At 40.6% G+C, this 11,625-nt stretch carries 9 protein-coding genes; 6 read left to right on the plus strand and 3 right to left on the minus strand.

Translation table 11 applies throughout. The annotated features are described in order from the left end of the window. Positions 1 to 7: 7 nt before the first annotated feature. From hisH to hisIE, 4 genes are all read left to right on the plus strand, one after another. Positions 8 to 595, plus strand: coding sequence for an imidazole glycerol phosphate synthase subunit HisH (gene hisH / locus ACOV1Q_RS05855; protein ID WP_424493458.1), 588 nt, complete (start codon positions 8 to 10; stop codon positions 593 to 595). A gap of 67 nt (positions 596 to 662) precedes the next feature. Further along, the gene (gene hisA, locus ACOV1Q_RS05860; RefSeq protein WP_424493459.1) at positions 663 to 1,391 is read left to right on the plus strand and encodes a 1-(5-phosphoribosyl)-5-[(5-phosphoribosylamino)methylideneamino]imidazole-4-carboxamide isomerase; all 729 of its coding nucleotides are present in this window, start codon (positions 663 to 665) and stop codon (positions 1,389 to 1,391) included. A 113-nt stretch (positions 1,392 to 1,504) separates the two neighbouring features. Then, entirely contained in the window at positions 1,505 to 2,260 is a 756-nt protein-coding gene (hisF, locus tag ACOV1Q_RS05865; protein ID WP_424493460.1) for an imidazole glycerol phosphate synthase subunit HisF, read from the plus strand. A gap of 21 nt (positions 2,261 to 2,281) precedes the next feature. Then, positions 2,282 to 2,926, plus strand: a complete 645-nt coding sequence (gene hisIE / locus ACOV1Q_RS05870) for a bifunctional phosphoribosyl-AMP cyclohydrolase/phosphoribosyl-ATP diphosphatase HisIE (protein ID WP_424494307.1) — start codon at positions 2,282 to 2,284, stop codon at positions 2,924 to 2,926. A gap of 68 nt (positions 2,927 to 2,994) precedes the next feature. On the opposite strand, the gene ACOV1Q_RS05875 is transcribed toward hisIE, so the two are convergent. Then, the gene (locus ACOV1Q_RS05875) at positions 2,995 to 5,547 is read right to left on the minus strand and encodes an ATP-dependent Clp protease ATP-binding subunit (RefSeq protein WP_424493461.1); all 2,553 of its coding nucleotides are present in this window, start codon (positions 5,545 to 5,547) and stop codon (positions 2,995 to 2,997) included. 239 nt (positions 5,548 to 5,786) lie between these two features. Between ACOV1Q_RS05875 and gyrA the strand changes: the two genes are divergently transcribed. Both gyrA and ACOV1Q_RS05885 read left to right on the plus strand, forming a co-directional pair. Further along, the gene (gene gyrA, locus ACOV1Q_RS05880; protein ID WP_424493462.1) at positions 5,787 to 8,342 is read left to right on the plus strand and encodes a DNA gyrase subunit A; all 2,556 of its coding nucleotides are present in this window, start codon (positions 5,787 to 5,789) and stop codon (positions 8,340 to 8,342) included. A 22-nt stretch (positions 8,343 to 8,364) separates the two neighbouring features. Further along, a complete protein-coding gene (locus ACOV1Q_RS05885) occupies positions 8,365 to 9,621 on the plus strand; it encodes a tetratricopeptide repeat protein (RefSeq protein WP_424493463.1) in 1,257 nt (418 codons plus the stop codon). Positions 9,622 to 9,673: 52 nt separating this feature from the next. On the opposite strand, the gene ACOV1Q_RS05890 is transcribed toward ACOV1Q_RS05885, so the two are convergent. Then, on the minus strand, positions 9,674 to 10,423 hold the full coding sequence (locus ACOV1Q_RS05890) for a C40 family peptidase (RefSeq protein ID WP_424493464.1): 750 nt from the start codon (positions 10,421 to 10,423) through the stop codon (positions 9,674 to 9,676). Between the two features lie 17 nt (positions 10,424 to 10,440). Beyond that, positions 10,441 to 11,619: an acetyl-CoA C-acyltransferase gene (locus ACOV1Q_RS05895; protein WP_424493465.1), complete on the minus strand. Its 1,179-nt coding sequence runs from the start codon at positions 11,617 to 11,619 to the stop codon at positions 10,441 to 10,443. Positions 11,620 to 11,625 lie beyond the last annotated feature (6 nt).

Consider the following 11,625-nt stretch of genomic DNA (forward strand, 5'->3'; position numbering starts at 1 on the left):
AGAAAGAGTGAAAATTGCAATAATTGATTATGGGGCGGGGAATATACAGAGTATTAAGTTTGCTCTTCAACGCCACGGTTATGAAGGTATTCTTACAAATGATGCTGAAGAGATTCGTGCCGCTGACAAAGTTATTTTTCCCGGTGTGGGAGAAGCGAGTAGTGCAATGCGAAAATTGAAAGCCATGGGATTGGATAAGCTTATCCCTCAACTTACTCAGCCGGTGCTTGGAATTTGTCTCGGGATGCAGTTGATGTGCAGCCATTCTGAAGAAGGAAATACTACAGGATTAAGCATTTTTGATGCTCCTGTCAAGAAGTTCTCTGGAGAGGTAAAAGTGCCGCAAATTGGGTGGAATCATATCTATAATCTAAAAACTCCCATTTTTGAAGGAATAAGAGAACAGGAGTATATTTACCTCGTGCACAGTTTTTATGTTCCGCTCTGCAAAGAAGCTATCGCCACTACAGAATATGGAGTGGAATATGCATCGGCGCTAAAAAAAGACAATTTTTACGGAGTACAGTTTCACCCCGAAAAGAGCAGCAATGCAGGAGAACAAATTTTGGAGAACTTTCTGAGGCTAGAGGTTTGAAATTATACATGATAAAAAATATAAATAGGGAAGACTATACCCTTTAACTTCTAAGATCTAACGTCAAATGAAAATAATCCCAGCTATAGACATTATTGACGGAAAGTGTGTAAGACTTTCCCAAGGGGACTATAATACGAAAAAAATATACAATGAGAATCCGCTGGAGGTAGCAAAGGAATTCCAGGATCACGGTATCCAATATCTGCACCTGGTAGACCTTGATGGTGCAAAGTCAAAACATATTGTGAACCACAAAGTACTGGAGCAAATTGCTACTAAAACCACTTTACGAATTGATTTTGGCGGCGGATTAAAATCTGATGAAGATTTGAAAATAGCGTTTGAAAGCGGAGCTTCCCAAGTTACAGGTGGGAGCATTGCCGTGAAAAACCCTGAAATATTTGAAAGTTGGCTTCAGAAATTTGGAAGTGAAAAGATCATTTTAGGGGCAGATGCGAATAATGAGAAAGTGGCAACAAACGGCTGGCTGGATGAATCTGAATTAGAACTGGTTCCTTTTATTCAGCAGTACGAGCAAAAGGGGGTGGAAAATGTGATTTGTACAGATATTTCTAAAGACGGAATGTTGCAGGGGCCTTCAACACATCTTTACCGAAGAATTTTAGAAGAAACAAAGAATATTAAGCTGATTGCTTCCGGAGGAATAGCCACTTTTGACGATCTTCCTTTACTCGCAGAAATCGGATGTGAAGGTGCGATCTTGGGTAAAGCCATTTATGAAGGAAGAATAAGTTTGAAGCAACTGGAGAAATTTATTCTTCAGAATCAATAAGTAATATTAATAGTGTAAAAGTCAAGCTGAATGTATTTCAGCTTCTTATACTAGAGATTCTGAAACAAGTTTAGAATGACCGACTTGCTGAGATATTACAAGAAATAGACACTATGCTGACAAAAAGAATCATTCCCTGCCTGGATATAAAAAATGGGCGCACTGTGAAAGGCGTAAATTTCGTCGAACTCCGTGATGCCGGTGATCCTGTAGAACTCGCAAAGATATATTCAGATTCCGGTGCCGATGAACTGGTATTTCTGGATATCACTGCTACGGAACAAAAGAGAAAAACCTTAGCTGATTTGGTGCTTCGGGTGGCCGCTACTGTGAACATTCCTTTTACCGTTGGCGGTGGAATTTCCTCTGTAGAAGATGTGGACGTACTGTTGCAAAACGGAGCAGACAAAGTTTCCATCAATTCTTCAGCAGTGAAAAACCCTCAATTGATCAATGAGCTGGTGGCAAAGTTTGGGAGCCAATGTATTACCGTCGCAATTGATGCGAAAGAAGTAGACGGAGAATGGATGGTACATTTAGTGGGTGGAAAAATTCCCACAGATTTGAATCTTTTCGAATGGGCCAGGGAAGTGGAAAAGCGTGGTGCCGGTGAGATTTTATTTACATCAATGAACAATGACGGAACAAAATCTGGCTTTGCGAATGAAGCTTTGGCAAAACTTTCTTCAGAATTGAATATTCCAATAATAGCTTCGGGAGGTGCAGGAAACATTCAACATTTTTGCGATACTTTTATAGAAGGAAAAGCCGATGCAGCTCTTGCGGCCAGTGTTTTCCATTTCAAGGAAATTGAGATTATTGATTTAAAAAAGGAAATGAAAGCGCAGGATATTGAGGTGAGACTATAAAGCGAAGTTGCGAGATTAAAAATTCAGAGGTTAGAAAAAGAGAAAAGAACCAAGAGACAAGACAAGATGAACATAGATTTTAGTAAAGATAAAGATGGTTTGGTACCGGCAATTGTTCAGGATGCAATCACGAAAAATGTGCTGATGCTGGGCTATATGAACGAAGAAGCTTACCAAAAAACCCTAGATACTAAGAAAGTTACATTTTTCAGCCGCAGTAAACAACGGTTATGGACAAAAGGAGAGGAAAGTGGCAACTTTTTGCACCTTGTTGATCTAAAAGAAGATTGTGACAATGACACGCTGTTGCTAAGTGTAAATCCGCAGGGGCCAACCTGTCACAAAGGAACGGCTACGTGTTGGGGAGAAGGGAATGAACAAAACTTCGGATTTATATCGACCCTCGAAAATGTCATTTCTGAAAGGAAAAATAATCCTGAAAATGAAAAGAGTTACGTGGCCTCTCTTTTTAAAAGTGGGATCAACAAAATAGCTCAAAAAGTAGGTGAAGAGGCTGTGGAAGTCGTTATTGAAGCAAAAGATCAAAATGACGATCTATTTTTAAATGAAAGTGCCGATTTGTTGTTCCATTACCTAATCCTTTTGCAACAAAAAGGTTATTCCCTCAAAGATGTCGTGGAAGTGCTTCAAAAAAGGCACAAGTAGGTATAAATTTGAACATAAAAAAACCTGTGAGATTCTCACAGGTTTTCTTTTTTATAATTCTACAGAATTTAAGATTCTGTTTCCTTTTTAGTCTTTTCGATATTGATGGTGAGCTCTTTTTTCTCCTCATCAAAATCCATAAAGATCTTATCTCCTTCGGAAACATTGGAGGTGATGATCTCCTCTGCCAGCGCATCTTCAATATACTTCTGAATCGCTCTGTTTAAAGGTCTGGCACCAAACTGGCGGTCAAATCCTTTTTCGGCGATATAATCTTTCGCTTTATCACTTAATTTAAGATCGTATCCAAGCGTTCCAATTCGTCCGAAGAGTTTTTGAAGTTCAATATCAATGATCTTATGGATGTGTTCCTGTTCAAGGGCATTGAAGATTACAACGTCATCAACCCTGTTCAGAAACTCGGGTGCAAATGCCTTTTTTAAAGCATTTTCAATCACACCTCTTGCATTTTCATCAACCTGAGATTTTTTGGCGGCAGTTCCAAATCCAACTCCCTGTCCAAAATCTTTTAGTTTTCTCGCTCCAATATTAGAAGTCATGATGATAATGGTATTCCGGAAGTCAATTTTTCGTCCAAGACTATCCGTTAAATATCCGTCATCAAGAACCTGTAAGAGCATGTTGAAAACATCTGGATGCGCTTTCTCAACTTCATCAAGCAGGATCACCGCATAAGGCTTACGTCTCACTTTTTCAGTTAGCTGTCCACCTTCTTCGTAACCCACGTATCCCGGAGGTGCCCCAATCAATCTACTTACCGCAAATTTCTCCATATACTCACTCATGTCAATTCTAATGAGCGCGTCTTCACTGTCAAACAATTCGCGGGAAAGGATCTTTGCAAGCTGCGTTTTCCCAACTCCCGTTTGTCCTAGGAAAATGAAGGAGCCAATTGGTTTATTCGGATCTTTAAGTCCGGCACGGTTCCTTTGAATCGCTTTTACCACTTTTCCAACAGCTTCATCCTGCCCAATTACCTTTCCTTTGATGAGGTTAGGTAATTCTGCGAGTTTATTGATCTCTGTTTGCGCAATCCTGTTGACGGGAATTCCTGTCATCATGGAAACGACATCGGCCACGTTATCTTCTGAAACTGTTTCCCGGTGGGATTTTGATTCTTCCTCCCAGCGTTCCTGGGCTATGGCAAGCTCTTTTTCAAGATTTTTTTCATCATCCCTAAGTTTAGCTGCCTCTTCATATTTCTGTTTTTTAACTACAGAATTTTTACTTTCACGAACTTCTTCAAGTTTTCTTTCCAGCTCCAGTATTTGCTTTGGAACGTCAATATTCGTGATGTGGACTCTGGAACCAGCCTCGTCTAAGGCATCAATAGCCTTATCTGGAAGAAAACGATCTGTCATGTACCTGTTGGTGAGTTTTACACAGGCTTCAATCGCTTCATCTGTATACGTTACGTGATGATGTTCTTCGTATTTATTTTTGATGTTGTTCAGGATCTGTATTGTTTCTTCTACGGTGGTAGGCTCCACAATTACCTTTTGAAAGCGTCTTTCTAAAGCTCCGTCTTTTTCAATGTACTGCCTGTACTCATCTAAGGTTGTAGCCCCAATACATTGAATTTCTCCCCTGGCAAGGGCAGGTTTAAACATATTGCTGGCATCCAGGCTTCCCGTAGCGCCACCGGCACCTACAATGGTGTGAATTTCATCAATGAAAAGGATGATATCATCATTCTTCTCAAGTTCGTTCATCACCGCCTTCATTCGCTCCTCAAATTGTCCGCGATATTTGGTGCCGGCGACCAGGCTTGCAAGATCAAGCGTTACTACACGTTTATCAAAAAGTATTCTAGATACTTTTCTTTTCACAATGCGAAGTGCTAAACCTTCGGCAATAGCTGATTTACCAACTCCGGGTTCTCCAATTAACAATGGGTTGTTTTTCTTACGACGACTAAGGATTTGAGAAACTCTTTCAATTTCTTTTTCTCTTCCCACAACAGGGTCAAGTTTATCCAGTTCTGCCATAGCCGTTAGATCCCTTCCGAAGTTATCAAGAACCGGTGTTTTTGATTTTTTTGTGGACTTCCCGGTAGTTCCCGAAAAGGGATTGCTTTTACCTGAATCATCTGCAGTAGCATCTTCATCAGAAAATGATTCGGCAGAGGGCGTGTCCATGTTATAATCATCTTCATTAGTGATCATATATTTGAACTGATCTTTTACTCCGTCATAATCCACTTTTAGCTTATTCAGCAGCTTTGTAGTGGGGTCATTCTCATTCCTCAATATACAAAGCAGTAGGTGAGCTGTGTTGATCGAAGAGCTTTGGAAAAGCTTTGCCTCCAAAAATGTGGTTTTTAATGCACGTTCTGCCTGCCGGGTAAGATGCAGATTCCTTTTTTCGTTTGAATTCACTGCGGCATCAGGCTCTGCGGGGCTCAAAATTTCCACTTTGCGCCTTAGGTGCGTTAAATCTATATCCAGGGCGTGTAGTATATTAATTGCCTTGCCATCTCCATCACGAAGTAAACCAAGCATTAAATGTTCTGTTCCTATAAAACTATGGCCTAGCCTTAAAGCTTCTTCTTTGCTATAGGCTATGACATCTTTTACTCTTGGGGAAAAATTATCATCCATGTTATTCCTTTCTCTCTAATTTGTATTAACTCAAGTTTCAAAAACCATACCTTTTATGAGTTATAGCTAATTGACAAAATAACTCTCATAAATCAAAACAGAAAGTAATGAACTTATTAACGAAGCACCCATAAAAATTTGTTAATAAAATAAGGGAAAACATAGGCTGTGATAGGTAATAGCTTGCCCAAAATGCGTAAATTGGCACGTTAGTTTTTTGAACCAAAATAAATGAATATATGGCTGAAGGAGAAAAGTTAATTCCTATCAACATTGAAGATGAAATGAAATCGGCTTACATTGATTATTCAATGTCGGTCATTGTGTCACGTGCTCTGCCAGACGTGCGTGATGGTTTAAAACCTGTGCACAGGAGGGTTTTATATGGGATGTATGAACTTGGGGTTCTCTCAAACAGAGCTCATAAAAAATCAGCGAGAATCGTAGGGGAAGTTTTAGGTAAGTATCACCCGCACGGAGATTCTTCGGTTTATGACACGATGGTAAGGATGGCTCAGGAATGGAGCCTTCGTTATATGTTAGTTGACGGTCAGGGTAACTTTGGTTCTGTTGACGGTGACAGTCCGGCGGCGATGCGTTATACAGAAGCCCGTATGCGCAAGATTAGTGAAGATATGCTTGCAGATATTGACAAGGAGACTGTTGATACTCAATTGAACTTTGACGATACTATTAAGGAACCGAAAGTTCTGCCGACAAGAATTCCAAACCTTTTGGTGAATGGTGCAAGTGGTATTGCCGTTGGAATGGCGACAAATATGCCACCTCATAACCTTTCTGAAGTTGTAGATGGTACTGTGGCATATATTGATAACCACGACATTGAGATTGACGAACTTATCCAGCATATTAAAGCTCCCGATTTTCCAACCGGCGGTACCATTTACGGATATGATGGCGTACGAGAAGCCTTTAAAACGGGCCGAGGAAGAATAGTAGTTCGGGCCAAGGCAAGCGTTGAGGAAGTGAATGGAAAAGAGGCTTTGGTGGTTACCGAAATTCCTTACCAGGTCAATAAAGCCGAAATGATTAAAAAAACGGCAGAACTGGTCAATGACAAGAAAATTGAAGGGATCTCCCTCATTAGGGATGAATCTGACAGGAATGGAATGCGAATCGTTTATATCCTTAAGCGTGATGCCATTCCAAATATTGTCCTTAATACCTTATATAAACACACCGCTTTACAATCTTCCTTTAGTGTAAATAATATTGCTTTGGTGAAGGGGCGTCCCGAAATGCTGAATCTCAAAGACATGATTTATCATTTCGTAGAGCACAGACATGACGTAGTTGTTCGCCGTACCACCTATGAACTGCGTAAGGCTGAAGAAAGAGCTCACATCTTGGAGGGATTGATCATAGCTTCAGATAATATTGATGAAGTAATAGCACTTATTAGAGCTTCTAATAATGCAGACGAGGCGCGTGCTAAATTGATCGAACGTTTTGAACTTACAGAAATTCAGGCCAAAGCGATTGTTGAAATGCGATTGAGACAGCTTACAGGTCTGGAGCAGGATAAGTTAAGGGCAGAATATAATGAGTTGATGGCTACCATTGAAGATCTTAAAGATATTCTTGCGAGAAAAGAGCGAAGAATGCAGGTGATCAAGGATGAGCTGCTTGAGGTAAAGGAAAAATACGGTGATGAAAGACGCTCTACAATAGAATATTCCGGAGGAGACCTGAGTATGGAAGATATGATCCCCGATGAACAGGTGGTCATTACAATTTCTCATGCAGGCTATATTAAACGAACTTCACTTACTGAATATAAAACCCAGAACAGGGGAGGTGTGGGACAAAAAGGATCTACGACCCGAAATGAAGACTTTCTGGAGAACCTTTTCGTAGGAACAAATCACCAGTACATGCTGTTCTTTACAGAAAAAGGTAAATGCTTCTGGATGAGGGTTTTTGAGATCCCTGAAGGAAGTAAAACTTCAAAGGGAAGAGCAATCCAGAATCTTATTAATCTGGAACCAGATGATAAGCTTAAGGCCTTTATTTGTACCAAAGATCTTAAAGATGAAGAGTACATTAACAGTCACTATGTAATCATGGCGACTAAAAAAGGGCAGGTTAAGAAGACTTCTCTGGAGCAGTATTCAAGACCGCGAACCAATGGAATCAATGCCATTACCATTAGGGAAGGGGATGAGTTGCTGGAGGCCAGATTAACCAATGGAAACAGCCAGGTAATGCTCGCGCTTAAGAGCGGGAAAGCCATTAGGTTTGAGGAAAGCAAGACTAGACCAATGGGAAGAAATGCATCTGGAGTTCGAGGAATTACCCTTGCTGATGACAAAGATGAAGTAGTTGGAATGATTGCCGTTCAGAATCCGCAGGAGGAAACAGTTTTAGTGGTTTCTGAAAATGGATATGGAAAACGTACTTATATAGACGATCCTGAAGATGGAGAACCAATCTACCGCATCACCAACCGTGGGGGGAAAGGAGTGAAAACTATTTCTATTACTCCAAAAACCGGAAGTCTTGTCGCTATCAAAAACGTCTCAGATCTGGATGACCTTATGATCATCAACAAATCAGGAATTGCCATTCGAACTTCTGTAGATAGCTTGAGAGTTATGGGCCGGGCCACTCAGGGGGTAAGACTTATAAATCTTAAAGGAAACGATTCCATTGCAGCTGTTGCAAAAGTAATGAACGAAGAGGAAGACGTAGAGAACGTTTGTGATCAGGAAGAGCTTGATATGACAGGTGACAACCAGGATGGCACAACTATTGCAAATGATAGCGAAGAATAAGTCAAATACAAAACCAAGAAAAATGAAAACACGAATTTTAACGGCGGTACTAGCTATGTTTACTGTCGTGGCATTTGCCCAAAAGAAAGAAATACGCAGGGCCGGAAAAGCCGTTGAAAAGGGCGAATGGCAGAAAGCAAAAGATTATCTGAATGAAGCAGAAGCCGAATTGGCAGGAGCTGATGAAGATGAAAAAGCCGATTACTACCTTTACAAAGGTTATGCATTAATTGGTAATGGTGAAAACGTACCGCCTCAGGATCTGTCTGCGGCTACTGAAGCTTTTAAACAAGCTCAGCAGTTAGGACATGATGAAGCGGCTCAGGGAATCACTGCTGCCAGTAACGCCTTGGTGAATGCGGCTATTGCAGATCAAAACGCAAAGAATTTCGAAGGTGCTGCTGATAAGCTTTATGAAAGCTATGAATTGAATAAGCAGGACACGCTATACCTATACTACGCTGCTTCAAACGCAGTTAACGCAGGTAATTATGATAAAGCTCTAGATTTTTATGAGACATTAAAAGATCTTGGTTTTTCCGGAGAACAAACAGAATATACTGCTGTAAATAAAGAAACAGGAGAGACCGAAGTGATGACCTCTAAGGAACAGCGTGATCTTTTTGTGAAAAGTGGTGATTATACAGATCCACAAGATCGGAAGACCGAATCAAAAACTGGGGAAATTGCTAAAAATGTTGCCTTGATCTACATGGAAAAAGGAGAAAATGAGAAAGCTGTGGCTGCTATGGAAGATGCTAAAAGGGAAAACCCGAATGATGTTGCTCTCTTGCAATCTGAAGCAGATATGTATTATTCCATGGGAGATATGGAAAAGTATCGTGACATCATGGAGCAGGTAGTTGAGCAGGATCCGGAGAATGCTGTACTTCTTTACAATTTGGGAGTAAGTTCTGCCGAGCTTGGTGAAAGAGATAGAGCAATTGAATTTTATAAGAAGGCTTTAGAACTTGACCCTGAAATGACAAATGCCAGAATTAACATTGCCCATGTAATTTTGTCTAGAGAGCAGCCAATCGTTGAGGAAATGAATACACTTGGAACAAGTGCTGCAGAGAATAAGCGCTATGATGAGCTAGCAGAAGAACGACGTTCGGTATATCGTGATGCTATTCCTCATCTTGAGCAGGTTCTGGAAAAAAATCCGGACAATGTAGAGGCGGCAAGAACAATGATGAACATATACTATCAGCTAAACGAGCCGGAAAATGCTGAAAAGATGAAGCAGAAAATTGCTGAAATTGAAGCTCAACAATAAGCACTAGAATTTGTAAGCATAAAAAAACCCGCATTTGCGGGTTTTTTTATGCTTATATGATTTTTTTAATCACTCTTAATTTGTGAGTGTGCCGTCTAAGTTCGGCATTGTAAATTCCGGAGTGGTCGATTCTATCTACTCTCACTTTTCCGAAGGCGTGGATGATATAATTATTATGCATCATTAGGCCCACATGATTAATTATGCCTTCTTTGTCATCAAAAAATGCCAGATCTCCTGGTTCACTTTCTTCAATAAAACTAAGGGATTCCCCTTGTTGCGCCTGTTGGGCTGCATTCCTCGAAATTTGATAACCACTAAGACGATAAACCATTTGTGTTAGGCCACTGGCATCTATGCCAAAAGGAGATTTTCCACCCCATAGGAATGGCGTATTTAAATATAGAAATGCTGTTTCCAGTAATTTTGTTTTAGCAGTTTTTCCGCTGATTTTCTTTCCGTCGTATTTATGTGCTAAAAATGAATGAAAATTTATTACCGATCCCAGTGGAATCGGTAATAAATTTTGCTTTTCATCAAAAATTAATTCAACCAGGTCTGCCGAAAATACCGGTTCTGCCGCATCAAATTTCGAATAATTCTCTTCAGAAATAAGAAGATATTGACTGTTGTTGATCCAACCTTCAAAAAGATCATGTGCAACCCTAATTTTTGACCATTTGTCTCGGTTTTCGAGCACTTTAAAATGTTCTCCATATAAGAGCTGGCTGGTCATTTCACTGCGTTCCGAAGGCTCTAATCTAAGGGAGACTGCACTTAGGTTGCAAATTCCGTATTGCATGAAGAATCTTTTGAAAATTAGCTCCTTTCTACCACTATTGCTGAAGCACCACCGCCGCCATTACAGATTGCAGCAGCCCCAATTTTCCCATTGTTTTGTTCTAATACATTTAGCAAGGTAATAAGTATTCTTACTCCCGAACAGCCAAGAGGATGTCCCAAAGAAACGGCACCACCGTTTACGTTTGTATTCTTATCTGTTAATCCTAGTATCTTCATGTTCGCCAGGCCGACAACAGAAAATGCTTCATTAAATTCAAAATAATCTACTTCTTCTTGTGAAATACCTGCTTTTTTCAATGCTTTCGGTAATGCTATAGCCGGTGCAGTAGTAAATTTGTTTGGATCTTGCGCTGCATCAGCGTAACCTTTGATCGTCCCAAGGATCTTTAATCCCATTTCCTCGGCTTTTTCTCGGCTCATAAGCACAACGGCACCGGCACCGTCGTTAATAGTAGAAGCATTTGCAGCAGTTACCGTACCTTCTTTGGAAAAAGCGGGCCTTAGGGAAGTAACCTTGTCAAGATTGACTTTCTTATATTCTTCATCTTCTTTAATAACCAAAGCATCGCCTCTTCTTTGGGGGACTTCAACAGGAACTACTTCGTTGTCAAATTTTCCTTCCTCCCACGCCTTGGCCGATCTCTGGTATGACTGGATAGCGAACTTGTCCTGATCCTCTCTTGTAAACTCATGCTCTACGGCACATTCGTCTGCACAAACTCCCATTGCCATTTGCCCGTATACATCTGTCAGACCATCCTTCTGTAATCCGTCGATCATCGTGGCTGGCCCAAATTTCTGTCCGTTTCTTAAATGAAGATAATGAGGGATCATACTCATATTTTCCATTCCACCGGCTACTATAATATCGGCATCTCCCAGCATTATAGACTGTGCACCTTGAGTGACAGCTTTCATGCCACTGGCACAAACTTTATTAACTGTTGTACAAGGTACATTATATGGAATACCTGCACCTACTGCTGCCTGCCGTGCCGGCGCTTGGCCCGTTCCTGCCTGCACTACATTTCCCATGAGAACTTCTTCCACGAGTTCAGGCTTCAGGTTTATTTTATCAAGTGCTCCTTTAATTGCTATAGATCCAAGCTTGGTTGCCGGGACAGTCGATAAGCTGCCTAAAAAGCTACCAATTGGAGTTCTTGCGGCGCTTACTATTACTACTTCTTTGCTCATCATATC

Origin of the sequence: Salinimicrobium maris, from assembly GCF_049680855.1 — a bacterium.
Taxonomy (GTDB): Bacteria; Bacteroidota; Bacteroidia; order Flavobacteriales; family Flavobacteriaceae; genus Salinimicrobium.

Coding starts and splice junctions, on each gene's coding strand:
- hisA (WP_424493459.1), top strand. CDS start 663: ATGAAAATAATCCCAGCTATAGACATTATTGACGGAAAGTGTGTAAGA.
- hisF (WP_424493460.1), top strand. CDS start 1,505: ATGCTGACAAAAAGAATCATTCCCTGCCTGGATATAAAAAATGGGCGC.
- ACOV1Q_RS05875 (WP_424493461.1), bottom strand. CDS start 5,547: ATGGATGATAATTTTTCCCCAAGAGTAAAAGATGTCATAGCCTATAGC.
- gyrA (WP_424493462.1), top strand. CDS start 5,787: ATGGCTGAAGGAGAAAAGTTAATTCCTATCAACATTGAAGATGAAATG.
- ACOV1Q_RS05885 (WP_424493463.1), top strand. CDS start 8,365: ATGAAAACACGAATTTTAACGGCGGTACTAGCTATGTTTACTGTCGTG.
- ACOV1Q_RS05890 (WP_424493464.1), bottom strand. CDS start 10,423: ATGCAATACGGAATTTGCAACCTAAGTGCAGTCTCCCTTAGATTAGAG.
- ACOV1Q_RS05895 (WP_424493465.1), bottom strand. CDS start 11,619: ATGAGCAAAGAAGTAGTAATAGTAAGCGCCGCAAGAACTCCAATTGGT.